This is a genomic window from Streptosporangium sp. NPDC051023, assembly GCF_040689595.1.
GTDB lineage: Bacteria > Actinomycetota > Actinomycetes > Streptosporangiales > Streptosporangiaceae > Streptosporangium.
Genome location: NZ_JBFBCE010000008.1, coordinates 60,013 through 84,233 on the forward strand (window position 1 = coordinate 60,013; position 24,221 = coordinate 84,233).

Sequence of the window (24,221 nt, forward strand, 5' to 3'; positions counted from 1 at the left end):
CCGACAACGGGGACGACGGCCTCGCAACCCCGGCGTCGGGTCGGCGGTGAAGTGCGAGGTGGCGACGCGGGCAGGGGGACCGTATGGCCCGGTGTGCCGCCGAGCCGTACACGGGGCCTTCGGCGCGCTCAGCGGTGGCGGCTGCGTTGCTTCCACTTCTTCCAGCGGGCCTTCCACCCCCGGTAACCGTGGTCCCCCTGGAAGCCGTGCCGCTCGCCGGGGCCGCCCGCCTGGTCACCGGCCCGCTCATCGGCCGGGTCCCCGGTCCAGTCGCCGCTGTGGCCGGTCTCGTCCCGATGATCTCCTCCGTGCTTCTGCTTCTCGGCCTCCAGGAGCTTGTCCATGCCGGGAGTGAAGCCACCGCCGAAACGCCCCATGTCCGGGTGGTGGAAGGAGGTGGGGGAGACGTCCCGCAGGGCCGACTCCATGGAGGAGACCCAGATGGGGCCGGGCAGGGAGGCGCCCTGCACCTGGCCGTAGTACTCGCCGCCGATCGTCACGTCGCGCAGCGGGTAGCGGTAGGACCCCCTGATGTCGCCCAGGCTGACCGCGGCGGCCAGATCCGGGGTGTACCCGGCGAACCAGGCCGAGGTGTAGCCGTTGTTCGTACCGGTCTTGCCCGCCGCGTCGCGCCCGATGTCCTGGCCCGTCATGGTCCCTTTCGTGAACACCCCGGACAGGACATGGTTCACCGCGTCGGCCACGCCGCGCTCGATCGCCTGCACACAGCTCGGCGGTACCGCGACGTGTGTGCCGTCCCGCTCGACGATGTCGACGATGCCCATCGGGTGGCAGTAACGGCCCCGCGCGGCGAACGCGGCGAACGCCCCCGCAACCGTCACCGGGTCCATCTCGTTCACCCCGAGGGTGAAGGTCGGCACCTCGCGGAGCGGCGTGCCGTCGGCGCGGGCCACCCCGAGTGCCCTGGCGGTCTTGACCACCTGGCACAGGCCGACCCTGCGCTCCAGCATCATGTAGAAGATGTTGACCGACTTCCAGGTACCGGTCGAGATGCTCTGCGGCCCCCCGCTGCCCTCGCCACTGGCGTTGAAGATCTCGGCGTTCGGGTCGTTCACCCGGTGTCCCTGGCAGTCGAAGTAGCCACCGGAGGGCACGAACCGGCCCGGGGTCATGAAGCCGTCGTCGAACCGCCAGCCCTTGCCGAGCGCGGTCGCCAGGGTGAACGCCTTGAACGTCGATCCCGCCTGGAACCCCTGTCCGCCGCCGTGCGCCACGTTCGCGGGCAGGTTGTAGGTGGTGCTGGGGCCGTTTTTGAGGTTGCCGGAGTTGACGCCGTACTTCTTGCTCGCCGCCATCGCCCTGATTCGCCCGGTTCCCGGCTCGATCATCGCTTCCGCCGCGACCTCGGTGTCCTTCGGCGAGACCCGGGAGGAGATGGCCCGCTGCGCCGCCCGTTGGGCCCGGGGGTCGAGGGTGGTCCGCAGCACGATGCCGCCCCTGGCCAGCAGGCGTTCCCGAGCGGCCCGGTTGTGGCCGAACGCCGGGTTGTTCACCAGCTCCCGGTGAACGTAGAGGCAGAAGTAGGGGTAGGCGCTCCCGGCGCACCCACCGGGCTCCGGCCTCATGTGGATGTTCAGCGGGCTGCGCTTGACGGCCTCGGCCTGGGCCACGGGGATGTTCCCCAGCTGGGCCATCCGGTCCAGCACGATGTCCCTGCGCTCCCGAAGGCGGCGCCTGCGCTGCGTGCCGAGCGACGGGTCCGTGGCGTACGGCGTCCGCACCGCGCCCGCCAGCGTCGCGGCCTGCTGCAGGGTCAGCTCCGAGGCGGAGACGGAGAAGAACCGCTGGGCGGCGGCCTCGACTCCGAACGCGCCCGCGCCGAAGTAGGCGATGTTGAGGTAGCGCTCCAGGATCTCGGCCTTGGTGTACTTGTTCTCCATCGCCAGCGCGTAGCGCAGCTCGCTGAGCTTGCGCCTGATGCTCGGCTCACGTGCCCTGTCCCGCTCCGCCTCGGTCTCCGCGCCCTCGACCAGGATGTTCTTCACCAGCTGCTGGGTGAGGGAGGATCCGCCCTGCCGTACCCCGCCCGCCTGGGTGTTGGTCACCAGGGCCCGCAGTGTCCCCTTGATGTCCAGGCCCGCGTGCTCGTAGAAGCGGGAGTCCTCGATCGCCACGATCGCCTCGCGCATGACCGGGGCGACCTGGTCGAGCTTCACGATCTTCCGGTTCTCCATGTAGAACTGGGCGAACTGCTTGCCGTTCTTGTCCAGGAGCACCGTCCGCTCGGGGAGCGGATCCTCACGCGGGCTGGGCGGAAGGTCGATGAAGGTGCGCGCGACCCTGTTGGTGGTGATGCCGGCGCCGCCGACCACCGGCAGGGCCGCCGCGGCGACCAGCAGCCCGCCGAGCACGCCGCAGGCCACCAGCCCGCTCGCGCACACGGCGAGGCCGCGCCTCACCTCGGATGATCGCAATGTCACGGATAGTAACGTGCGGCCGGATGACCAAGGACAAACACCCGGCCGTGAATCTTTACCCTTCCCGGACCTCTTCCCTGCTGACCTGCAGGCCCAGTGAGGCGAACTGTTCGAAGGGGCGGTGGTAGCCCCGCTCGATGTGGTGCACCCCGCGCAGCGTCGAGGTGCCCTCGGCCGCGGCGGCCGCCAGCACGGCGGAGAACCCGGCCCGGATGTCGGGCAGCGTCACGTCGGCGCCGCGCAGCTTCGACACTCCCCGCACGACCGCGGAGTGCTTGGCGTTGGTGTCGTGGTAGCGGCACGCGGGACCGCCGAGGCACACGTCGAAGACCTCGATCTCGCAGCCCATCTTCTGCAGCGCGGGCACGTAGACGAGGCGGTTCTCGAACACCGTCTCGTGCAGCACCGACATGCCCTGGGCCTGGGTGAACAGCACCATCAGCGGGGTCTGCCAGTCGGTCATGAACCCCGGATGCGTGTCGGTCTGCACCGCCGCGGCCCGCAGCCCGTCCGGCGCCGATGCCGACACGTAGTCGTCGGTGATGTCCATCTCCGCGCCCATCCTGGCGAGGGTGGTGATGGCGGTGACCAGGCGGTCCTGCGGGCACCCGTGCACCCGGACCTCGCCACCGGTGATCAGACCGGCCGCGAGGTAGGAGAACGCCTCGATCCGGTCACCGTTCAGCCAGGTCGAGGCGCCGCGGAGCCGCTCGACGCCCTCGATCACGATGCGCCGGTCCGGGCTGAGCTCGATGCGCGCGCCCATACGCTGCAGGAACAGGGCGAGCTCGACCACCTCCGGCTCCATGGCCGCGCCCTTGAGGACGGTCTTGCCCTCCGCGAGCACCGCCGACATCAGGATCGTCTCCGTCGCGCCCACGCTCGGGTACGGCAGCTCGATCCGGGTGCCGCGCAGCCGCTTCGCCTTCGCGTAGACCCCGGTGTCGCTCACCTCGACCTCCGCGCCCATCGCGCGCAGCGCCTCGACGTGGAAGTCGACCGGCCTGCGCCCGATCGGGTCACCGCCGACCAGCGGCACGAAGGCCTCGCCCGCCAGGTGCAGCAGCGGGCCCAGCATCAGGATCGGGATCCGGTTGAGGCCGGTGAACGCCGCGGGGACATGCGGATTGATCTTCTCTCCCTGGGAGACGCTGATCTCACGAGGGGTGATCTCCACGTTGATGCCGAGAGCCCGCAGCATCTGCGCGGTGATCCCGACCTCGCCCACGTCGGGGGCGTTGTGGATCGTGCTCTCACCGAGGCCGAGCATCGCGGCGACCATGTGTTTGGACACGGCGTTCTTGGACCCGCGGACCTCGACGTCGCCGCGGAGCGGCCCGGAGGGTTCGATCAGCCATACCTCTTCGTTCACCCGGACAGCGTAACGGGATTCGTCCTGACTCTCCGGGAAGACGACCCGGGATCGGTAACATCGGGCACATCAGTACAGACATCAGTACAGCGGGTAGGGGGATACTTTGCGGCACGCGCGCGACTTCGCCGTCACCGTTCTGGTGCTCGGCCTTCTCGGGGTGGTCGCCGGTGTCCTGTGGTCGCTGCTCGCGCCGCGCCCGCCGTACGTCATGACCGGGGAGGGGCCATTCCTGGCCGACCCCTCGACCCAGGCGCTCATCGCGGACGACGGCTGGTTCGCCGTGGTCACCGGCGCGATCGGGCTGGCCTGCGGCGCCGTCGGCTACAGCCTGTCGCGCAGGGGGCGCCCGCTCGCCGTCGTCCTCGGCCTCGCCGCGGGCGGCCTGCTGGCGTCCTACCTCGCGACGCTGGTCGGCGGAGCCGTCAACCTCGCCCCGGCGAGCATCACCGCCTCGGGCAAGGCCGTGTCCGTCTTCCCCGGCCCGCTCGCCCTGACCGCGCACGGTGTCATGTACGCGTGGCCCACGCTGGCCGTCGGTCTCTTCTTCGCCCTCGAGGGCATCGCGGGCTACCGCGACTCGCCGCTGCGCACCCCGTTCGGTGGCCAGGACCCCTACGGCCCGCTGTCCAGCTACGACATCAGCGACCGGTAGGCCGGCGGAAACAGGTCGGGCCTCCCGTCCCGCGCGGCCGTCACCCGGCGGTGGGCGGGTCACGGATCATCCGGGCGGGGGACACCGGATCACCCCGGCGGCGGGTTCGGCCGTCCCGGATGCCGGGCTACGGTCCCCTTCCATGAGAACGGCGAGATGGAAGTGGTTCGCGGCGGGGTTCGCGGTCGCGGCCCTGGCCCTGGCGGGGCTGGGCGTGCTGGTGTTCCTGCGGGCGGGCGCCACGCAGGAACGGCTCGACGGGCATCGCGAGAAGGCGGCCGCGCTGTTCCTTGAGGCGGACACGCTCAAGGAGACCGATCCCGGGCGGTACGACGAGGTGACGGGGGAGGCCGGGCGGTACACCGGGTTCGCCGAGGCCGACCAGCAGGAGTACGAGTCCCAGTTCACCGGCGCCCTGCTCCTTGGTTCGGGGGCCGCCGCGTGCCTGGCCGGATGCTTCGTGCTGTACCTCTCCAACGTCGGCCGCCGCTCCCGGAGCCCGGAGCCCGCCGGTGGAGTCGGGGTCGGGGGCGTCGGCGACCGGTTCGGCCGTCACTGACCACCCCGGTGCCGGTCAGCTGAACGTGGGCCTGCGGCCGCCGTGGCCGGTGGCCCGCTCGAAGGCGTGGGCCAGGCGCAGCACGCCCAGGTCGTCGAACGGGCGCCCGACGATCTGCACGCCGACCGGGAGCCCGTCCCGGGTGAAGCCGCACGGCACGGAGATCGCCGGAGCGTGCAGCACGCTGATCCAGTAGGCAGAGCGCATCCACGCCAGGTAGTCGGGCAGCGGCTCCCCGTTGATCTCCGAGACGTACGGCTCGCCGACCGGGAACGGCGGCACCTGGCTGACCGGCGCCAGCAGGAAATCATGGGCGCCGAAGAACCTGTCCATCCGCCGGTAGAGGCCGCTGCGTAGCCGTTCGGCCCTGGCCAGGTCGGCGCCGGTCAGGCCGAGGCCCTGCTCGACGTTCCAGCGCACGTTGGCGCCGAGCCTGTCCTGGGGCATGCCGCTGTAGGACAGCGCGTAGTACCACGCCCGGTAGATCCGGAAGGCCTCCTCGGCATCCGACAGGTCCAGCCTGACCTGTTCGACCCGGGCGCCGAGGCCCGCGAGCACCGCGGGGGCGTCCGCGGTGACCCGCGCGGTCTCCACGTCCACCGGCAGCTCGCCCAGGTCCGGGCTCCATGCCACCCGCAGTCCCGTCAGGTCCGTCTCCAGCGGCTCGGCGAAGACCGCGCCGCTCTGGGGGATCGACAGGGGGGAGGCGGCGTCGAAGCCGGAGAGCACGCTCATCAGCAACGCCAGGTCCGCCACGGTGCGGGCCATCGGCCCCGGCACGCCGAGGGTGAACCACGCGGCGGTCGGCGAGGGGGAGGGCACCCGTCCCGGGGTCGGGCGCAGCCCGACCACGTTGCAGAAGGAGGCCGGGTTGCGCAGTGAGCCGCCCATGTCCGAGCCGTCCGCGAGCGGGACCATCCCGGCCGCCAGCGCGGCCGCGGCTCCACCGCTGCTGCCTCCCGCCGACCTCGACAGGTCGTAGGGATTGCGGGTCACACCGAACAGTTCGTTCACCGTGTGGGAACCGGTACCGAACTCGGGGGTGTTCGTCTTGCCGACCGTGATCGCCCCGGCCTCGCGCATCCGCCGTACGACGAGGGAGTCACGGAGGGGGACGTTGTCGGCGAACAGCGGCGAGCCGTACGTGGTGCGGATCCCCGCGGTCTCCGTCAGGTCCTTGTGCGCGACCGGCAGCCCGTGGAGCGGTCCGCGCCAGTGCCCCCGCGCCAGGTCGCGGTCGGCCTCACCCGCCTCCGCCAGCGCGCGCTCGGCCGTCAGCGTGACGATCGCGTTGACGCGCGGGTTGATCTCTTCGATTCGGTCCAGGTGCGCCTGGAGCAACTCGACCGCGCTGACCTGCCCGGTCCGCAACAGCTCCAGCATCTCGACAGCGGTCAGGTAAAACATCTGCTCTCCCGATCACGTACGGCCCCTCAGCCCGAGTCTCGCCGAAGTCATGGCGCGGACGCGTCGGCAACCCTCGATCTCACAACTTGCCGATGGGGGCGGTGGTCGCCTGCGTCAGCCGTACCAGCTCGGCGGGGGCCGTCTCGATCTGCAGCCCCCTGCGTCCGGCGGAGAAGTAGATCGTCCCGAACTCCAGGGCCGAGGCGTCGATCACGGTCGGCAGCCGCTTGCGCTGCCCCAGCGGGCTGATCCCGCCGACCACGTAGCCGGTGACCCGCTCAACCTTGGCCGCCTCGGCCATGGCGGCCCGCTTGCTTCTCAGCGCCGCCGCGAAGGCCTTCAGGTCCAGTTTGCCGGAGACCGGCACGACCGCGACCGCGAGACCGCCGTCGACCTCGGCCACGAGCGTCTTGAAGATCTGCTCGTACGGCACACCGAGCGCGTCGGCCGCCTCCTCGCCATAGGCCTGGGCGTTTGCGTCGTGTTCGTAGGGATGGAGGGTGAAGTCGACCTTGGCCTGGGTCAGCGCGACCGTCGCCGGGGTTCCCTGGCCGCCCTTGTTCCTGCTCTTGCTCACAGGGCGAGTGTAGTGGCCGGATAAAATCTACAATGTAAAGGGCGTGTCCGGATGGTGGACGGAACGAGAGCGGGTGCGGGACCTCCGTAGACTAGACGGGTGATTTCTCGTACCGACCTGCGCGGGGCCCTGCCGAAGGACCTCCGCGCCGTGCTGCCCCGTGCCGATCTCGACGTCGAAACCGCCCTGGACAAGGTGCGGCCGATCTGCGAGGACGTGCATCATCGTGGTGTGGCGGCCGTGCGGGAGCTCACCGCCAGGTTCGACGGCGTCGAGCTTGAGTCCACCAGGGTGCCCGCCGGGGCGATCGCCGGGGCGCTGGAGGACCTCGACCCGAGGATCAGGGCCGCGCTTGAGGAGTCGATCCGCCGCGCCCGCCTCGTCCACCGCGACCAGCGGCGCACCGACGTCACCACCCAGGTCGTGCCGGGCGGAACCGTCACCGAGCGCTGGGTCCCCGTCGAGCGCGTCGGCCTGTACGTCCCGGGCGGCCGGGCGGTTTACCCCTCCAGCGTCGTCATGAACGTCGTCCCCGCCCAGGAGGCCGGGGTCTCCTCACTGGCCGTCACCTCGCCCGCCCAGCGGGAGTTCGGCGGGCTGCCGCACCCGACGATCCTGGCCGCGTGCGCCCTGCTCGGGGTCGAGGAGGTCTACGCCGTCGGCGGCGCCCAGGCGGTGGCGATGTTCGCCTACGGCACCGAGGAGTGCGAGCCGGTCACCATGGTCACCGGCCCCGGCAACATCTGGGTCGCCGCGGCCAAGCGCCTGCTCAAGGGCGTCATCGGCATCGACTCCGAGGCGGGGCCCACCGAGATCGCGATCCTCGCCGACGCGACCGCGGACCCGGTGCACGTCGCCGCGGACCTGATCAGCCAGGCCGAGCACGACACGATCGCCGCCTCCGTCCTGGTCACCGACTCCGCTGAGCTGGCCGATGCCGTCGAGCGCGAGTTGCCGGGCCAGGTGGCGGCGACCAAGCACGGCGAGCGCGTCGCCGAGGCCCTGTCGGGGCGCCAGTCGGGCATCCTGCTGGTCGACGACATGGAGGCCGGGCTGCGGGTCGTCGACGCCTACGCCGCCGAGCATCTGGAGATTCACACCGCTGACGCGGCCGCGCTCGCCGCTCGGGTGCGCAACGCCGGAGCGATCTTCGTCGGTGCCTACGCGCCCGTCTCGCTCGGCGACTACCTCGCGGGTTCCAACCACGTGCTGCCGACCGGCGGTTGCGCCTGTCACTCCTCGGGTCTGTCGGTGCAGACCTTCCTGCGTGGCATCCACGTCGTCGACTACAGCCGCGAGGCCCTGGCCGAGGCCGCCGCGCACGTGTGCGTCCTGGCCGACGCCGAGGACCTGCCCGCGCACGGGGCCGCCGTCCGTGCCAGGTTCGACTGGGAGATCCCCGCATGAGGCTCGAGGACCTGCCCATCCGCGACGACCTGAGGGGGCGCTCGCCGTACGGCGCGCCCCAGATCGACGTCCCGGTGCGGCTCAATACCAACGAGAACCCCTACGGGCCCTCCGCGGCGCTGGTCGCCGACCTGGCGGAGGCCGTACGCCGCGACTCGGGAGAGCTCAATCGCTATCCCGACCGCGATGCCGTCGAGCTGCGCCGGGAGCTGGCCGACTATCTGGGCCACGGCCTGACTTTCGAGCGCGTCTGGGCCGCGAACGGCTCCAACGAGGTGCTCCAGCAGATCCTGCAGGCTTTCGGCGGTCCCGGGCGCAGCGCGCTCGGCTTCGAGCCCTCCTACTCGATGCACCCGATCATCACCACCGGGGCGTCGACCGAGTGGATCTCCGGGGCGCGTGAGGACGACTTCGGGATCGACCCGGACAAGGCCGTCGCCACGATCGAGGAGCACCGGCCCGCGGTGGTCTTCCTGACCTCGCCGAACAACCCGACCGGCACCGCGCTCGACCCGGCGGTGATCGCCAGGATCGTCGAGGCCGCGCCCGGCATGGTCATCGTGGACGAGGCCTACTTCGAGTTCGCCCGCACCGGCACGCCGTCGGCGCTGACCCTGCTGCCGGACAACCCCCGGCTCATCGTCACGCGAACCATGTCCAAGGCCTTCGCCATGGCGGGCACCCGGCTCGGCTACCTCGCCGCGCATCCTGCGGTGATCGAGGCGCTGCTGCTGGTGCGGCTGCCGTACCACCTGTCGACGCTCACCCAGGCGGCGGCGCGTGTGGCGCTCGCCCACCGGGCCGAGCTGCTCGGTACCGTCGACGCGCTGCGCGCCGAGCGTGACGCGACGGTCGGGTGGCTGCGGGCCAGGGGGCTCGAGGTCGCCGACTCGGATGCCAACTTCGTATTGTTCGGCCGCTTCCCCGACAGACACGCCGTCTGGCAGGGCATGCTCGAGCGCGGGGTGCTGATCCGCGAGGTCGGGCCGCCCGGATGGCTGCGTGTTTCCATCGGAACGGCTGAGGAGATGGCGGCCTTCCGCGCCGCCCTGGAAGGAACCCTGTGAGCAGTCTTGCCGGAGCCGAGTCCACCCGGCGCCTCGGTCGTGTCGAGCGGGCGACCAAGGAGACGTCCGTGCTGGTCGAGGTCAACCTCGACGGCACCGGATACGTCGACGTGTCCACCGGGGTCGGGTTCTACGACCACATGCTGAACCAGCTGGGCAAGCACGGCCTGTTCGACCTGACCGTGAAGACCGAGGGCGACCTGCACATCGACTCGCACCACACGATCGAGGACACCGCGCTCGCGCTGGGCGCCGCGTTCCGCGAGGCCTTGGGCGACAAGTCGGGCATCAGGCGTTTCGGTAGTGCATCGTGCCCGCTGGACGAGGCCCTCGCGCAGGTCACGGTCGACCTGTCCGGCAGGCCGTACCTCGTGCACACCGAGCCCGAGGGCATGGCCCCGATGATCGGCCCCGAGTACGACACGACGATGACCAGGCACATCCTGGAGTCGTTCGTCGCACAGGCCGCGATCTGCCTGCACGTTCACGTGCCCTACGGCCGCAACGCGCACCACATCGTGGAGGCGCAGTTCAAGGCCCTGGCCAGGGCGCTGCGGGAGGCCTCGGAGCCCGACCCCCGCGCCACCGGGGTGCCGAGCACGAAGGGCGTCCTGTGACCGTCCGGCCGGTGGAGGGGCAGACGTGAGCGACAACTGGACGGCCGTCGCGATGGCCTTCGTCGCCCTCTTCCTGGTCGGCGGGATCGTTTCCTTCCTCAAGCAGGGGCTCAAGATGGGCGCGGTGCTGCTCGCCGTGCTCGCGGCCATGGCGACTACCGCGGCGGTGCTCTGGTGGTGAACGTAACGGTTCTTGACTACGGATCGGGCAACCTCCGGTCCGCGGAGCGGGCCCTGGCCAGGGTCGGCGCCGACGTCACGGTGACCTCCGACTACACGCAGGCGATGGAGGCCGACGGCCTCGTCGTTCCCGGCGTTGGCGCCTTCGCGGCCTGCATGGCCGGGCTGCGCGCCGTACGCGGTGACCAGATCATCGACCGCCGCCTGTCCGCGGGCAGGCCGGTCCTCGGCATCTGCGTCGGCATGCAGATCCTCTTCGAGACGGGCGTCGAACACGGCGTCACGACCGAGGGATGCGGCGAGTGGCCGGGCACCGTCGAGCAACTCGACGCGCCGGTCCTGCCCCACATGGGGTGGAACACCGTCAGCACTCCCGAGGGCACCGTGCTGTTCGAGGGGATCGACCCCGAGACGCGCTTCTACTTCGTCCACTCCTACGGCGTGCGCACCTGGGAGCTCAAGGCGGGCCCGGGGTTCACCGACCCGCTGGTCACCTGGTCGGAGCACGGTGTCCCGTTCGTCGCCGCGGTGGAGAACGGCCCGCTGATGGCCACCCAGTTCCACCCGGAGAAATCGGGCGACGCCGGAGCCCAGCTCCTCACCAACTGGCTGGGCACCCTCAAGTGAACCGTCACGCGAGCCCGCGGCCGAGCGTGCGGTGAACTCTTCGGTGAGCGGTCCATGAGCAGGGAGCGGGCAAGACGCAGGGCGGCACGCGAGGCCGAACAGGCCCGGCAGGCCGCCCTGCGCGCGGAGCGGGAGACCAGGCTGGCGCGGCGGCGTGAGCGCGTCGGACGTCTCACCGCGCTCCTGCCCGGCAGACCCGTCAGGATCGCCGTCCAAGGGGGCATCATGGCCCGCCGCCGCAGGGCGCAAAACGGCCTTGTGGCGGTCCTGTTCTTCATCGTGCAGGCCATCGCCTGGCTGCTGTGGTCCTCGTGGGCCGCACGGTTCGGCGTGTTCGTTCTCTCGGCACTCTTCGTGCCACTTTTCTTCACCCTTGTCTTCGACCGGAGGTCCTGATCAGATGTCGCTAGAGCTGCTGCCCGCCGTGGACGTCGCCGACGGCCAGGCGGTCCGCCTGGTCCAGGGGGCGGCAGGCACCGAGACCTCTTACGGCGACCCTCTCTCCGCCGCGCTCGCCTGGCAGGAGGCGGGCGCTGAGTGGATTCATCTGGTCGACCTCGACGCCGCCTTCGGCAGGGGGTCCAACCGTGAGCTGCTCGCCTCCGTGGTGGCCGCGCTCGACGTGAAGGTCGAGATGTCCGGCGGCATCCGCGACGACGCCTCGCTGGAGGCGGCGCTGGCCACCGGCTGCCGTCGCGTCAACATCGGCACCGCGGCACTGGAGAACCCCGCCTGGTGCTCCAGGATCATCTCCGAGTACGGCGACCGCATCGCGATCGGCCTGGACGTGCGCGGCACCACCCTCGCCGCGCGTGGCTGGACAGAGGAGGGCGGCGACCTGTGGGAGGTGCTGGAGCGCCTCGAGCGCGACGGCTGCCCGCGCTACGTCGTCACCGACGTCACCAAGGACGGCACCCTGCGCGGCCCCAACCTCGACCTGCTCCGCGAGGTCTGCGCCCGCACCGACAAGCCGGTGGTCGCCAGCGGCGGCGTCTCCTCGCTGGAGGACCTGCGCGCCCTGGCGGAGCTGGTCTCGATCGGCGTCGAGGGCGCGATCGTCGGCAAAGCTCTGTACGCCCAGGCGTTCACCCTTGAGGACGCCCTGGCCGCGGTGAGCCGACCGGTCACGTGACACCTGAGGAGCGCCACGTGAGAGAGCACACGCTGAGCCGCCGCTCGGGTTCCCGGGTGTTCAGCGGCGGCGTCTGGGAAGAACGGTACGGCTACGCCCGCGCGGTCGTTGCGGGTCCCTGGGTGATCGTCTCGGGGTGCACCGCCACGGTCGGCGGTGAGGTCCTGCACGTCGGCGACGCCTACCGGCAGTCGCTGACCGCCTTCGGCGTCGCGCTCGACGCCATCGAGAAGGCGGGCCTGTCCCGGGGGGACGTGGTCAGGGTCCGTTACTTCGTCGTCGACGACGACCACTACGACGAGGTCGGCAGGGCGCACGCGGAGCTGTTCGGCGAGGTCCGTCCCACCTGCACGGGCGTGCGGGTCGCGGGCCTGATCGACCCGCGCATGCTGGTCGAGGCCGAGGTCGAGGCATACCGCGAGTCGGGCCGGGAACGCCGGCAGTGAGGAGTTTTTGGTGAGTGTCGCGGTACGAGTGATCCCCTGCCTGGACGTGGACGCCGGGCGGGTGGTCAAAGGCGTCAATTTCGAGAACCTCCGTGACGCGGGAGACCCCGTCGAGCTGGCCCGCCGCTACGACGCGGAAGGGGCGGACGAGCTGACGTTCCTGGACATCACGGCCTCCAGCTCCGACCGGTCCACGATGTACGACGTGGTCCGCAGGACCGCCGAGCAGGTCTTCATCCCGCTGACCGTCGGCGGGGGAGTGCGCTCGGTCGAGGACGTGGACAAGCTGCTGCGGGCGGGCGCGGACAAGGTCGGGCTGAACACCGCGGCGATCGCCAGGCCCGAGCTGCTGACCGAGGCGTCCCAGCGGTACGGCGCGCAGTGCATCGTGCTGTCGGTCGACGCCCGGCGTGTCGTCGACGGGCCGCCGACGCCGTCCGGCTTCGAGGTCACCACCCACGGCGGGCGCCGAGGTACCGGCATTGACGCCGTGGAGTGGGCCCAGCGTGGTGCCGAGCTGGGCGCGGGAGAGATCCTGCTCAACTCCATGGACGGCGACGGTACCCGTGACGGTTACGACCTGGAGATGATCCGGGCCGTGCGGGCGGTGGTCTCGGTGCCGGTGATCGCCAGTGGCGGCGCCGGGGCGCTGGCGGACTTTCCGCCGGCCATCGAGGCGGGCGCGGACGCGGTGCTGGCGGCGTCGGTGTTCCACTTCGGGCAGCTCAAGATCGGTGAGGTGAAGGACGCGTTGCGTCAGGCGGGGCATCCGGTTCGCTGAGGGTGTCGTTGTGCGGTGCTGAGGGGCGTCGTGCGGAGGCGAGGGTGAAGCAGGCTCCGGCCGTCTTGGTTTTTTGCCGGATAATCCGCCACGGATCGAGTGGTTATGCTGGAGGGCATGACCGCCTTGGCGCCAACCAGCACAGCACCTGACCTGTCGTTCCTGCTGGACCATACCGGCCATGTCCTGCGGACTCGGATGTCGGCGGCGCTCGCCGAGATCGGGCTCACGGCCCGCATGCACTGTGTGCTGGTCCACGCCCTGGAAGAGGAGCGCACCCAGATCCAGCTCGCCGAGATCGGTGACATGGACAAGACCACGATGGTGGTGACGGTCGACGCCCTGGAGAAGGCGGGCCTCGCGGAGCGTCGCCCCTCCAGCGCGGATCGGCGGGCCCGGATCATCGCGGTCACCGAGGAGGGGGCGCGGGTCGCCGAGCGGAGCCAGGAGATCGTCGACCGGGTGCACGGGGAGGCACTGGCGGCACTTCCCGAGGACGAGCGGGAGGTCCTCCTGCGGGCCATGAACCGCCTGGTCACGGGCCATCTCGCCACTCCCGTCGAGAACCCTCAGGCGGTACGGCGGGCGCGTCAGCGGACAAAGTAGGTCCGAAAAAAACCGTCTATTACAAAACTATCTGCTACGGTCTCTCCTGTCGCCCTCATTCGACAGGAGAGATCCCATGTCCGCAACCCCTGTTCCTCCCGCGGTCCGGTCGCGCTGGCTCGCCCTCGGGGTGATCGCCACAAGCCTGCTGATGACCGTCCTCGACGGCAGCATCGTGACCGTGGCGATGCCCGCCATCCAGAACGACCTGGGCTTTTCCCCCGCGGGGCTGAGCTGGGTCGTCAACGCCTACCTGATCGCGTTCGGCAGCCTGCTGCTGCTGGCCGGACGGCTCGGCGACCTGGTCGGCCGCAAGCGCGTGTTCCTGGCCGGCACCGCGGTGTTCGTCGCGGCCTCGCTGCTGGCGGGCGTCGCCACCTCCCCCGAGATGCTGATCGCTGCCCGGTTCCTGCAGGGGGTCGGCAGCGCGGCGGCCTCTGCGGTCGGCCTGGGCATCCTCGTGACGTTGTTCACCGACCCGGGGGAGCGCGCGAAGGCGATCGCCGTCTTCAGCTTCACCGGCGCCGCGGGCGCCTCGATCGGCCAGGTGCTCGGCGGCGTCCTCACCGACGCCCTCAACTGGCACTGGATCTTCTTCATCAACCTGCCGATCGGGCTCGCGGCACTCGCGGCCGCCCTGCCCGTGCTGCCCGCCGACCGCGGGCTCGGTCTCGCGGCCGGAGCCGACGCGATCGGCGCCCTCCTGGTCACGGCCGGGCTGATGCTCGGCATCTACACCGTCGTCGGGGTCGAGGAGCACGGCTGGATCTCGGCGCCCACGCTCGGCCGCGGCGCCGTCGCCGTCGCCCTGCTCGTCGCATTCCTCGTCCGCCAGGCCACCGCGGGGACCCCGCTCGTGCCGTTGCGGATCTTCAGGTCGCGCAGCGTCTCCGTGGCGAACCTGGTCCAGGTCCTGATGGTCGCCGCGCTGTTCTCCTTCCAGATCCTCGTCGCTCTCTACCTGCAGAGGGTGCTCGGGTACGGCGCCGCGGAGACCGGCCTGGCGATGCTGCCCGCGGCCGTGGTCATCGGCGCGGTCTCGCTGGGCGTCTCCGCCCGGCTCAACGCCCGCTTCGGCGAGCGCAACGTCCTGCTGGCCGGGCTGGTCCTCCTGATCGGGGTCCTCGGGCTGCTCGCCCGCGTCCCCGTGCACGCGAACTACCTCGTCGACCTGTTGCCGGTGATGCTGCTCGCCGCGGGCTTCGGTCTCGCCCTTCCCGCGCTGACCACGCTCGGCATGTCCGGCGCGGGCGACGGCGACGCCGGGCTCGCCTCAGGACTGTTCAACACCACACAGCAGGTCGGCATGGCGCTGGGCGTCGCGGTGCTGTCCACCCTGGCGGCCTCCCGCACCGAAGGCCTGCTCGCGGACGGCGAGAGCCAGGCCGTGGCGCTGACCGGTGGCTACCGTCTGGCGTTCGCCGTCGGCGCCGGGCTCATCACCGTGGCCTTCGCCGTGGCGTTCTTCATGCTGCGCAGGCCCGCACGGGAGTCCGTTGCGGGACAAGAGGGACAGGAGAAGGACGAGGCCTCGGCCACCGCATCCGTCACGGTTGACTGACCTTACCGATGCCGGTTCGCGGGCACGGCCATTCAACCGGGCAACACTCACCTGTCAGGTGTTAGGCGTCGCCTGTCTTCCATCAAGGCGGACGCTCTGGTGTAGATCACCGCAGGTTCGTATCAATGGAGGGTGAATGCTTAGGAAACGCGCAATCGCCGCCCTGGCCGGACTGATCGCTGTGAGCGGAGGCATCGCGGCCCCGCCCGCACAGGCCGCCGTGGTACCCCGTCCCGACCACGTCGTCCTGGTGATGTTCGAGAACAAGGGCTACTCCCAGATCAACGGTAGCTCCAGCGCCCCCTACCTCAACTCACTCGCCTCCCAGGGGGCCAAGTTCACTCAGTCGTTCGCCGTCACCCACCCAAGCCAGCCCAACTACATCGCGTTGTTCTCCGGCTCGACGCAGGGGGTGACCGACGACAGTTGCCCGCGGAACTTCACCGGCAAGGCCAACCTCGGACGCCAGCTCATCGACGCCGGGCTGTCGTTCAAGGGCTACTCGGAATCCATGCCCTCCGACGGGTACACCGGCTGCTCAAGCGGAGCCTACCGCCGCAAGCACAACGCCTGGGTCGACTTCGACAACGTGCCGGCCGCGAGCAACGTGACGTTCGCCGCCTTCCCCGGCTCCAGCGGTTACAGCACCCTCCCCGCCGTCTCCTTCGTCACTCCCAACATGTGCAACGACATGCACGACTGCTCGATCAACACCGGGGACACCTGGGCCAGGAACAAGCTCGACGCCTACGCGCAGTGGGCCAAGACCCACAACAGCCTGCTCATCGTCACCTTCGACGAGAACGACGGCAGCAGCGGCAACCAGATCTTCACCGTGTTCGTGGGCCAGCACATCAAGCCCGGCGGTTACTCCGAGAACATCACGCACTACACCATTCTGCGGACGATCGAGGACGCGTACGGGCTGGCTCCCATCGGCAACGCGGCCGGAGCCACCCCGATCACCGACGCCTGGCAGTAGAACCCCGGGAGATCCAGGAGAGGAGCCGGAGCGCCCTGTTCGGGGCATGCCGGCTCCTTCAGAAGACGCGGAAGTGGTTGAACAGCTCGTACGAGACGTCCTCGGCCGCGAAGGCCCGCGCCTCGGAGCGTTTGACCGCCAGGTAGGCGGAGGAGCGAAGGGGGCCGAGGGCCTCCATCAGGACGTCGTCCGCCTCCAGGGCGTCCAGAGCCTCCTCCAGTGAGCGGGGCAGGCGGGGGACGCTGCCCTCGGGGAGCGTCGCCGGATCGACGCCGACGGCCTCGCCGGGGTCGAGTTTCCTGCGGATGCCGTCCAGGCCCGCGTGGATGACGGCGCCGAGCGACAGGTAGGGGTTGGCGGAGGAGTCGGAGGGCTTGATCTCCAGGTTGACCGACGCCTCCGCCGCCCCTCGCATGGGGGAGCAGATCCGCACCGCGGCCTCCCTGTTGTCCATGCCGTAGCAGGCGTAGGCGCTCGACCACATCCTCGGTGCCAGGCGCCGGAAGCTGTTCACCGAGCCACAGGTCAGCGCGGTGAGCGCGGGGAGGTGCGCGATGAGGCCGCCGATGAAGTGATAGGCCGTCGCCGACAGGCCATAGCGGTCGGAGGGAGCGCTGAACGCGTTGACCCGCAGCTCGGGATCCCACAGGGAGATGTGCAGGTGCGCGCCGTTGCCCGCCTGGTCGGCGATCGGCTTCGGGGCGAGGGAGGCCCACAGGGACATGCGGAAGGCGACGCCACGCACGGTCTCCCGGTAGATGACCTGGTTGTCTGCGGCGCGCATCGCCTGGGCGTGGCGGATGGACAGCTCCTGCTGCCCGTGACCGAGCTCGGGGTGGTAGTGCTCGACCCGCAGGCCCTGCGCCTGCAGGGCGCGGACCAGTCGCATGGCGTAGTCGTGAGCCTGGTCGAAGCCGGAGGTGGCGTAACAGAGGCTGTCGTCCACGGGGACGAGCCTGTCCCGCTCACCGTCCTGCCCCGGCACGCGGTGGCCCAGGGTGAACTCGGGCTCGTAGGCGGCGACCGCGACGAGACCCTCGCTCGCGAGGGCGGCGATGGCCTCGCGAAGGAAGGTGCGCGGGCACGCGGCCCACGGGGAGCCGTCGAGCTCACACAGATCCGACAGCATGGCCGCCGCGCCCGGGGCGTAGGGGAGGGCGACGAACGTGGCCGGGTCGGGGACGAGGCGGACCTCGCCGACGGGGCCGAGCCGCTCGACCTCCTGGAGCTGGTCGAGCATGTTCATCGCCATCATCGCCACGGTGTGCCCGATGCCCGAGCCGAGCCGTTCCGCCAGCCGGGACCGTGAGGTGGCCTTGCCGCGGATCACCCCGCCGTGGTCGGCGTACAGGAAACGGACCAGCTCGATCCCCTCGGTCTCGGCGCGTTCGAGAACACGCCGTTCCGCGGGGTCGAGCGGATGAACCCCGGTGACGCTGTAGCGATCTGCCATGCTCTCTGCGTAACACGTCCCCCGGGGGCAGGGGAAGCACATCGCACGACGACTCGGCGCCACGAGGGGTACGCGCTTCCGTGTGAAGCGGGCGGAAGCGCCGAAACAGGTCAAGGGTGGGGAAACCCCCCACCGATGGTCAGCTCAGCACTCGTGTGAAGAACAGAGACAGCTGGTCTGCCGCCCTCACGATCCCGTCGAAGACTCCGTTCACCGCGTTCGCCGCGTCGGCGGGCCTGGTGAACAGATAAAAGGCCACGAACGCCACCGCTACGTAGGTGGCGACCTTCTTGACCTGCATGGGGGCCTCCTGCTGTTCCAGTCCCAGCCGTTATACCCGGATTTTAATGATCTTTGGCATCTTCGGCCCGAGTGGCTCCCGGATTTTGACGATCATACCTGCCGTGCCCCCGCAATCCATTGCCGGATCGAAGGATTGACACGGGTCACCTCCGCAATGGTGCGGTGGCGAAGCGGTTCTGTCCAACCCTGATTGCCATATATACCGGTAGCGTTAGGGCGGACGGCAAGATCGTGCAGGTCGGGATCGATGCCGTGGGCAGCGGACGGACCCCGGCTGCCGGGGCGCCTCCGGCGGTCTGCGAACCGGCCGGGTGGTCATCGGCATCCGAAACGGCGCCGCCGCCGTGAAACCGGCCGACGGCGCCCGGTCCTCATGCCTCCGGCGATGTCGGCCCGCACTGCGCGGTGGTGGCACGCTCCACACGCACGCCGGACAGCCCGGTGTTCGCGGTCGTGGCGGGTTTTCCGGCCGCGGGGGGATTCGTGGTCGCGGCGGGCACTGTGGGCGTGGCGGGCCCCGTGGCCGCGGTCCGCCGGGACCGCGGGGACACGCGCGGGGAGCGCAGGGACAGCAGTACGGCCGCCGCCACCCCGGCCCAGAGCGCGCCCGCCACGCCCAGGGTGAGGGCATCGGGCCGCGTGAGCGGCTGGCCGCGCAGCGCCTGCCAGGTCACCAGGGCCATGAGTCCGGCGTAACCGGCTCCCGCGGTGAGCACCAGACGCAGGCGGACGGCCTGGTCGCGGATCCAGCTGAGGGCCAGGGCGAGCAGCGGCATGATCTGCAGGGCGTGCATGCCGACGAAGTGCGGGACGCGTAGGTCGCCGCCGGTCGTGCTCCAGCCGAGCACGGCCAGGCCGGGCCCTCCGTCGGGAACGCCGACGCCGTGGGCGCCGAGGACCGTGGGCGCGGCGTCGGCGAGCTGGGTGGCGGTCGGCGGGAGCATCAGGATGGCCACGCCGAGGCCGATGGCGGAGATGACCAGCCCGATGCGGATCGCCCAGGTGTCGGCTGGGTCGGCCCGGCGTTCGCGCAGCACCAGGACGGACGCCGCCAGGTTGGTGATCAGGAGGATCGCGATGGTGAAGCCCATGACGGCGTAGAGCGAGGAGTCCAGGAGGGTGGAGGCGTTGAAGTGGCTGCGCCGCCCCCGGATGACCTGGGCGATGATGATCGACATCTCGACGACGCTCGCGATCGCCAACACGGTGCCCAGCCACCAGCCCCAGCGCGGTGTCCGCCGCAGCAGGGAGAGGAGCCATGCCCAGGTCAGTCCGTAGGTCACAAAGGAAACGGTGAACTTCAGGGGTTTCGCCCAGATCGGCATGCCGTCGAGGAGGCGGTGGTCAAGGAGGAGGCCGCCGAACGAGATGATCGCCAGGACGGTCATGATCGCGGACAAGAGGAGGAGTGGGCGGTGCCAGCGGGCCATGAGGCGCCTTTCACATAGATAACGGATTTATCCGTTATCTATAGCTAAACTTAAGGAAGACCACAAGAGGAGGCAACGGTGCGGATGGCGGATCTGAGTCGGGTGACGGGTGTCTCCGTCCCGATGATCAAGTTCTATCTGCGTGAGGGGTTGCTCCCCAGCGGCGAGCGGACCAGTCCCAACCAGGCGCGGTACGGCCAGGAGCACGTGCGGCGGATCATGCTGGTGCGGGCCATGGCCGACTACGCGGGCCTGTCGATCGCCGACATCCGCGAGCTGCTCGAACATCTCGACGATCCCGGGCACAGCCTGCACGTCCGGTTCGGCTACGCCCAGAGGGCCATCTCGCCCAGGCGTGAGCCCGGCGAGGGCGAGGAATGGGAGGCCGCGATGCGCCAGGCCGAGGAACTGGTCGCCCGGCACGGCTGGCGGTACGACCACGACGGGCCCCTGATACGGGCCGTGGCCGGGGTGCTGGTCACCCTCGGCGGGCTGGGGCACACGGGCCTCCTCGCCCGGCTCGACGAGTACGCCGAGGCGGCGGCCAGGATCGCGGAGGCCGACGTCGCGGCCATGGTGGGGGAGCCGAACCTGGAGCGGATGGTCGAGGTGGTCGTCGTCGGCACCTCGCTGGGCGACGCGCTGATCGCGGCGTTGCGCCGGATCGCGCAGGCCAACGTCTCGGGCCACCTGCTCGGCGAGAACTGGCAGAGCGCGGACTGGGAGAGCGTGGACTGGGAGGAGGTCAGGAGGAGGGGAGGAGGCTCGCGGGCGGGCAGCCCGGGGGCTTAGTCCCGGCCGGGGGTTTCACGGGGCGGTTGCCGTTCCGGCGCCCGCGTGGCCGGGGCGCGTGACACCTGCAGGGGGCGTCACCGCTGTCCGCCGCGCCCCGGAGGGCGTGAGGTGGCCGATGCGCCGTCCGGGCCGTCTGTCCGGCGTAGGGTGCCCCGCTGGTCGTCTCGCTTCCGTTCCGGACCGCCATGGCCGGGCCCGGCGGCCTGGGCTGGACCGCCTGGGCGGGGTGCGCTCTGGTCGGTCCGCTTCCTGTCCGAGGTGGCCGGCGAGCGGCGGCTCGCGCGATTCATGGCTTCTTCCCGCGGCCGGAACGGGCGGGTGATCGCCGCGGCGCCGCCTGCCGGAGCCCTGTCCCGGACACGCCGAATGCGTCCGCCGTACCAGCGGGTTCTTTCCACTCCCTCTCAGGAAATCACTTTGAGTAGCACTCACATTATTTATTCACAGAATAATGGGGGGTATATCAACTGAAGATGTCAGGGTTGACTCTCGTGTGAGGTCGTCTTAGTGTCTGACTCTGATAGTCGCGTTTTGGTAAAACTATCAGTATGTGCACTTTGACATCTTTTTCGCGGTCAAGGGAGACGGGGAGGTGTGCCGTGCGGATCGGGAGCCGCACCAGGGTGGCTGCTCTTTCGGCTGCTCACCCCTGATGTGACCGGTCTTGAGAGGGGTGGCGCTCCAGGTGCCGGTCCTCCTCTCGTATGTCGCCTCGCCCGCATGTGGTCCCCGACATCAAAGGAAATTGACATTGTCTGTGAACTTCCTTCCGGTAAAGCCTTGGCTTCGGGCCTCCCTCCACATCAGCGAGAAGGGCGAGGCGGAATTGCACACCTCCTCGGGGGTCCTGGAGGTCGAGGCCCCGGAGGGCATGAGCAGGGACGATTTACTTGGCCTGCTCAAACTGCTCGACGGCAGCAGGACCATCGAGGACCTGGAACGCGAGACCGGCCTTGACGGCGAGGCGGTACGCGAGATCGTCGAGCCCGCCGTGATCTGGGGTCTGGTCGACGACGGCGCCGTTTCCCTCGTCTCCTCGGGGCAGGCCGTCCTGTTGCGCCTGGAGAACGTCCTCAACCGGCTTCTCAAGGACCTGGTCTTCGCGGGCCCGTTCTGGCGGAAGATCCTGCAACGCCCGCGGCAGCTTCACCCCAACGTCTTCTTCGGCTTCGGGCTCGAGAACTGGTTCTTCCTGTTCCGGGAGAACGAGTTCGGCTCTGCCGTCCTCACCCTGGCGGAGAGCGCCGACCTCGGGGGGACGCCCAACGACTTCTGTCGAGAGGAGCGCCGCCACGACGACATCGTGGTCCGCGCCTTCAGGTCCCTGGGCATCACCCGCGACGACCTGTCGCGCGCGTGCCCGCTACCGACGACCACCGCCCTGATCAAGATGCTGTCCTGGTGGGCGCGGACCGACCCGCTGTTCTTCGTCGCCGTCATCGGCGTGCTCGAGGGCCGTCTCGGCGCGGACGGCGGTGACGCGGCCGTCCATGAGGGCCCTGTCGTCTACGACGCCTTCCTGGCTGCGTGCGACAGGGTCGGGCTGGCCCCCGGCTTCGTCGAGCCGATGCGCGCGCACGCCCGGGCCAACGCGGCCCGCGGCCGCTGCTCCGTCAGCCGGGAGCTGTTCGCCATGGTGCCGGGGATCGACGAGGAGACCGAGTGGCGCTGGCACGCGAAGGCGCATCTGTTCATGGAGGCCTACGCGGCCTTCTGCAACGGAATCCTGGAGCACTACTCCGACCCCCGGCACTCCCTCCTGCGTGTCACCGACGTCTGAACAGCGGGATCCGAACGGGAGACGGCTGACCGGCCGGCTTCCGGCGGCCCTCGCCGTGCCCGGGCGACGGGCCGGGACGGCTCAGAGGCCGAGTGAGGCGTTCACCAGCCGCGCCACGGCCTCGTCGTCGCCGGTCACCTCGGCCCTGGAGTGCCGCTGGCGGCCGAGGCAGAACAGGGTCAGCTCGCCCGCGGAGCCGGTGACCTCGACCCTGGGGCCGTTCCTCCTGCCGCAGAGCGCGACACCGCCGCCGATGCGGTGCAGCACGACGCCCGTCGGCGACCTGCGCAGTTGCAGGCGTCCCACGGTCCGCAGCCGCTTCCAGAGGATCTCGTCGAGACCGGGGGGAAGCTCGCGCGGTTCCCAGCCGGGCTGCGCGCGCCGTGCGTCCTCGTGGTGGACGAAGAACTCGAGGGTGTTGACCAACTCGTCCAGCCCCGGAATCAGGCCGTAGAGGCCGCCGGGCCCGGTGCGGACAAGGCCGACCAGGCCCGCGTAGCCGTACCTGGCCTTCAGTGACTCCTGGACCGAGGCGGTGTATCCGGCCAGCGGCCCGAGCGCGATGCCGCCCGCGGCGTCCATGCGTCTTTCCCGCAGCACGAGGTGGGCGGCGAGGTCGAAGGTCGTCCAGCCCTCACAGAGCGTCGGGGCGTCCTGGCCGAGCTGGATGAGCAGGTCGGCGAGCGCGGCGCGCTCGGCGCTGGCGTACGTCATCTGATGATCCTAACAATGCCGTTGTATGAGCAACGGGAGCGAAGCGGACATCCCGGAAGGGGGGCCGGGGAACGGGGGCGTGGCCCAGGATGGCCACGTGGACCCTCCGGCGGCGCCAGGCGGGGGAGCCGCGCCCGGCCGACCAGGGCTTTGGGGCGCTCAAGGCAGTCTCTTTCAGGTATCCATCCCCGGGAATTCTGGACGGAATGTCCGCGGTGGGGCGTATGGTGCGCGGGTGCATCCTCCGCAGCAGCCGTATCCGCCCCCCGGGCAGCCCCAGCCGTATCCGCCTGGCCAGCCTCAGCAGTACCCTCCCGGGCAGCCTCAGCAGTGGCCGCCTGCGCCGCCCGTCCAGCCGTATCCGCCCCAGCCCCAGCAGGGGCCGCCGTACGGCCAACCGCCGACGCAGCCGTACCCCCAGCCGGGTCCGCCCCAGGGCTGGCAGCAGCCCCCGCCCGTGGGGCCGCCGCCCTCGTGGCAGCCGGGTCCGCCCCCTCAACCTCCGCAAAAGAGCGGGAAGGGGATGGTGATAGTCGTGGTCGCCGCGGTGGTCGGCGTGCTGGCCCTGCTGGGTGGGCTGGTCGTCCTGCTGAACGCGAACAACCGGCTGTTCGCGTCGCCGAGCACGTCGGCGAGCATCGAGCCGTCCCGTACCGCCGGGGCCGAGCCGAGTGAGACACCGACCGAGACGCCGAGTGAGACGCCCACCGAGACCTCGGATGAGACGCCGACCGCCGCGCCGAGTGAGGAGGAGAACGAGGCCCTGTTCACGGCCACCATACGGCAGCGGAACGACCTGAAGAACGAGAACATGGCCGACCTCCTGCGCATCGGCCGGGCGATGTGCAAGGCCCTGGATGAGGGCCACGGTCTCATCGAGGTCGCGACCAGCAGCGCCGACGACCTCGGGGCGGAGAAGTCCGGATACGTGGCGGGGGCGGCCATCGTCAGCCTGTGCCCGCGTCACCGGAGCAAGATTCCCAGCTAGGGGGAGGAGGGCGCGGCCCGTACACGGTCTATTCCGTCGGCCAGCCCTCCGCGGGTTTGAATTCCAGCCGTTCCCCGGGGTCCTGGGCGTTCTCGTAGGCGAGGACGAACCAGTCTCCCCGGGCGCCGAGCTCGACGAAGGCGTGTTCGCCGTGCTGGTCCAGCCACCGGTTCCACGACGGGCCGATGCCGGTCACATCTGGGCACCACCAGCTCGTACGGGCGAACCTGGCGAGGTAGTAGGTGTCGCCGCACGCTCGGCAACGGGCGTACATCCGGTTGTTGGGCATCGCCCGATGATGACGGGCTTTCCGCGCCCGGTTCTCACGCCGATGACGCGCTGAA

26 protein-coding genes are annotated in these 24,221 nt (G+C 70.3%); 17 read left to right on the plus strand and 9 right to left on the minus strand.

Annotated features, from left to right (window positions below):
- Nucleotides 1–128 precede the first annotated feature (128 nt).
- Both AB0395_RS07370 and murA read right to left on the minus strand, forming a co-directional pair.
- Nucleotides 129–2,441, minus strand: coding sequence for a transglycosylase domain-containing protein (locus tag AB0395_RS07370; RefSeq protein WP_366277934.1), 2,313 nt, complete (start codon nucleotides 2,439–2,441; stop codon nucleotides 129–131).
- Nucleotides 2,442–2,493: 52 nt separating this feature from the next.
- Complete coding sequence (murA, locus tag AB0395_RS07375) at nucleotides 2,494–3,810, minus strand: UDP-N-acetylglucosamine 1-carboxyvinyltransferase (RefSeq protein ID WP_366277936.1); 1,317 nt, start codon at nucleotides 3,808–3,810, stop codon at nucleotides 2,494–2,496.
- 106 nt (nucleotides 3,811–3,916) lie between these two features.
- On the opposite strand from murA, the gene AB0395_RS07380 reads away from it, so the two are divergent.
- A complete protein-coding gene (locus AB0395_RS07380) occupies nucleotides 3,917–4,465 on the plus strand; it encodes a hypothetical protein (RefSeq protein ID WP_366277938.1) in 549 nt (182 codons plus the stop codon).
- A gap of 142 nt (nucleotides 4,466–4,607) precedes the next feature.
- Complete coding sequence (locus AB0395_RS07385; RefSeq protein ID WP_366277940.1) at nucleotides 4,608–5,024, plus strand: hypothetical protein; 417 nt, start codon at nucleotides 4,608–4,610, stop codon at nucleotides 5,022–5,024.
- A 15-nt stretch (nucleotides 5,025–5,039) separates the two neighbouring features.
- Here AB0395_RS07385 and AB0395_RS07390 read toward each other — a convergent pair whose 3' ends face one another.
- Both AB0395_RS07390 and ybaK read right to left on the minus strand, forming a co-directional pair.
- A complete protein-coding gene (locus AB0395_RS07390; protein ID WP_366277942.1) occupies nucleotides 5,040–6,431 on the minus strand; it encodes an amidase in 1,392 nt (463 codons plus the stop codon).
- Nucleotides 6,432–6,510: 79 nt separating this feature from the next.
- Entirely contained in the window at nucleotides 6,511–7,008 is a 498-nt protein-coding gene (gene ybaK / locus AB0395_RS07395) for a Cys-tRNA(Pro) deacylase (protein ID WP_366277943.1), read from the minus strand.
- Nucleotides 7,009–7,107: 99 nt separating this feature from the next.
- Here ybaK and hisD point away from each other — a divergent pair, with 99 nt between their 5' ends.
- The 12 genes from hisD (at nucleotide 7,108) to AB0395_RS07455 (ending at nucleotide 16,414) form a co-directional block, all read left to right on the plus strand.
- On the plus strand, nucleotides 7,108–8,415 hold the full coding sequence (gene hisD / locus AB0395_RS07400) for a histidinol dehydrogenase (RefSeq protein ID WP_366277945.1): 1,308 nt from the start codon (nucleotides 7,108–7,110) through the stop codon (nucleotides 8,413–8,415).
- Nucleotides 8,412–9,482 carry a histidinol-phosphate transaminase gene (locus tag AB0395_RS07405; protein WP_366277946.1) on the plus strand — a complete coding sequence of 357 codons (1,071 nt, stop codon included), beginning with the start codon at nucleotides 8,412–8,414 and terminating at the stop codon, nucleotides 9,480–9,482. Before hisD ends, AB0395_RS07405 begins: the two co-directional genes overlap by 4 nt.
- Complete coding sequence (hisB, locus tag AB0395_RS07410; RefSeq protein WP_366277948.1) at nucleotides 9,479–10,099, plus strand: imidazoleglycerol-phosphate dehydratase HisB; 621 nt, start codon at nucleotides 9,479–9,481, stop codon at nucleotides 10,097–10,099. The genes AB0395_RS07405 and hisB overlap by 4 nt, the downstream gene beginning before the upstream one ends.
- Nucleotides 10,100–10,124: 25 nt before the next feature.
- The gene (locus AB0395_RS07415) at nucleotides 10,125–10,280 is read left to right on the plus strand and encodes a hypothetical protein (RefSeq protein ID WP_366277949.1); all 156 of its coding nucleotides are present in this window, start codon (nucleotides 10,125–10,127) and stop codon (nucleotides 10,278–10,280) included.
- Complete coding sequence (gene hisH, locus AB0395_RS07420; protein ID WP_366278118.1) at nucleotides 10,271–10,906, plus strand: imidazole glycerol phosphate synthase subunit HisH; 636 nt, start codon at nucleotides 10,271–10,273, stop codon at nucleotides 10,904–10,906. Before AB0395_RS07415 ends, hisH begins: the two co-directional genes overlap by 10 nt.
- A 54-nt stretch (nucleotides 10,907–10,960) precedes the next feature.
- Nucleotides 10,961–11,302 (plus strand): hypothetical protein, encoded by a 342-nt coding sequence (locus tag AB0395_RS07425; RefSeq protein ID WP_366277951.1) that lies wholly within the window; start codon nucleotides 10,961–10,963, stop codon nucleotides 11,300–11,302.
- A gap of 4 nt (nucleotides 11,303–11,306) precedes the next feature.
- On the plus strand, nucleotides 11,307–12,038 hold the full coding sequence (priA, locus tag AB0395_RS07430) for a bifunctional 1-(5-phosphoribosyl)-5-((5-phosphoribosylamino)methylideneamino)imidazole-4-carboxamide isomerase/phosphoribosylanthranilate isomerase PriA (protein WP_366277953.1): 732 nt from the start codon (nucleotides 11,307–11,309) through the stop codon (nucleotides 12,036–12,038).
- A gap of 17 nt (nucleotides 12,039–12,055) precedes the next feature.
- A complete protein-coding gene (locus tag AB0395_RS07435; protein ID WP_366277955.1) occupies nucleotides 12,056–12,484 on the plus strand; it encodes a RidA family protein in 429 nt (142 codons plus the stop codon).
- Between the two features lie 10 nt (nucleotides 12,485–12,494).
- Nucleotides 12,495–13,265, plus strand: a complete 771-nt coding sequence (gene hisF, locus AB0395_RS07440; protein ID WP_366277957.1) for an imidazole glycerol phosphate synthase subunit HisF — start codon at nucleotides 12,495–12,497, stop codon at nucleotides 13,263–13,265.
- Nucleotides 13,266–13,382: 117 nt separating this feature from the next.
- Complete coding sequence (locus tag AB0395_RS07445; RefSeq protein WP_366277958.1) at nucleotides 13,383–13,871, plus strand: MarR family winged helix-turn-helix transcriptional regulator; 489 nt, start codon at nucleotides 13,383–13,385, stop codon at nucleotides 13,869–13,871.
- 76 nt (nucleotides 13,872–13,947) lie between these two features.
- Nucleotides 13,948–15,432, plus strand: coding sequence for an MFS transporter (locus AB0395_RS07450; RefSeq protein WP_366277959.1), 1,485 nt, complete (start codon nucleotides 13,948–13,950; stop codon nucleotides 15,430–15,432).
- A gap of 136 nt (nucleotides 15,433–15,568) precedes the next feature.
- Complete coding sequence (locus tag AB0395_RS07455) at nucleotides 15,569–16,414, plus strand: alkaline phosphatase family protein (protein ID WP_366277961.1); 846 nt, start codon at nucleotides 15,569–15,571, stop codon at nucleotides 16,412–16,414.
- A 58-nt stretch (nucleotides 16,415–16,472) separates the two neighbouring features.
- Here the strand turns inward: AB0395_RS07455 and AB0395_RS07460 are convergent, their stop codons facing one another.
- The 3 genes from AB0395_RS07460 to AB0395_RS07470 form a co-directional block, all read right to left on the minus strand.
- A complete protein-coding gene (locus tag AB0395_RS07460; protein ID WP_366277963.1) occupies nucleotides 16,473–17,867 on the minus strand; it encodes a glutamine synthetase family protein in 1,395 nt (464 codons plus the stop codon).
- Between the two features lie 139 nt (nucleotides 17,868–18,006).
- Complete coding sequence (locus tag AB0395_RS07465) at nucleotides 18,007–18,168, minus strand: hypothetical protein (protein ID WP_184714415.1); 162 nt, start codon at nucleotides 18,166–18,168, stop codon at nucleotides 18,007–18,009.
- Nucleotides 18,169–18,541: 373 nt separating this feature from the next.
- A complete protein-coding gene (locus AB0395_RS07470; RefSeq protein ID WP_366277965.1) occupies nucleotides 18,542–19,570 on the minus strand; it encodes a hypothetical protein in 1,029 nt (342 codons plus the stop codon).
- Between the two features lie 114 nt (nucleotides 19,571–19,684).
- Between AB0395_RS07470 and AB0395_RS07475 the strand changes: the two genes are divergently transcribed.
- Nucleotides 19,685–20,392 (plus strand): MerR family transcriptional regulator, encoded by a 708-nt coding sequence (locus tag AB0395_RS07475; RefSeq protein WP_366277967.1) that lies wholly within the window; start codon nucleotides 19,685–19,687, stop codon nucleotides 20,390–20,392.
- A gap of 760 nt (nucleotides 20,393–21,152) precedes the next feature.
- Nucleotides 21,153–22,175, plus strand: coding sequence for a hypothetical protein (locus AB0395_RS07480; protein ID WP_366277969.1), 1,023 nt, complete (start codon nucleotides 21,153–21,155; stop codon nucleotides 22,173–22,175).
- 81 nt (nucleotides 22,176–22,256) lie between these two features.
- Here the strand turns inward: AB0395_RS07480 and AB0395_RS07485 are convergent, their stop codons facing one another.
- Nucleotides 22,257–22,889 (minus strand): TIGR03085 family metal-binding protein, encoded by a 633-nt coding sequence (locus tag AB0395_RS07485; RefSeq protein ID WP_366277970.1) that lies wholly within the window; start codon nucleotides 22,887–22,889, stop codon nucleotides 22,257–22,259.
- Nucleotides 22,890–23,412: 523 nt separating this feature from the next.
- Here AB0395_RS07485 and AB0395_RS07490 point away from each other — a divergent pair.
- A complete protein-coding gene (locus AB0395_RS07490) occupies nucleotides 23,413–23,877 on the plus strand; it encodes a DUF732 domain-containing protein (protein WP_366277972.1) in 465 nt (154 codons plus the stop codon).
- Between the two features lie 28 nt (nucleotides 23,878–23,905).
- Here AB0395_RS07490 and AB0395_RS07495 read toward each other — a convergent pair whose 3' ends face one another.
- Nucleotides 23,906–24,166 (minus strand): hypothetical protein, encoded by a 261-nt coding sequence (locus tag AB0395_RS07495; protein ID WP_366277974.1) that lies wholly within the window; start codon nucleotides 24,164–24,166, stop codon nucleotides 23,906–23,908.
- Nucleotides 24,167–24,221: the final 55 nt, after the last annotated feature.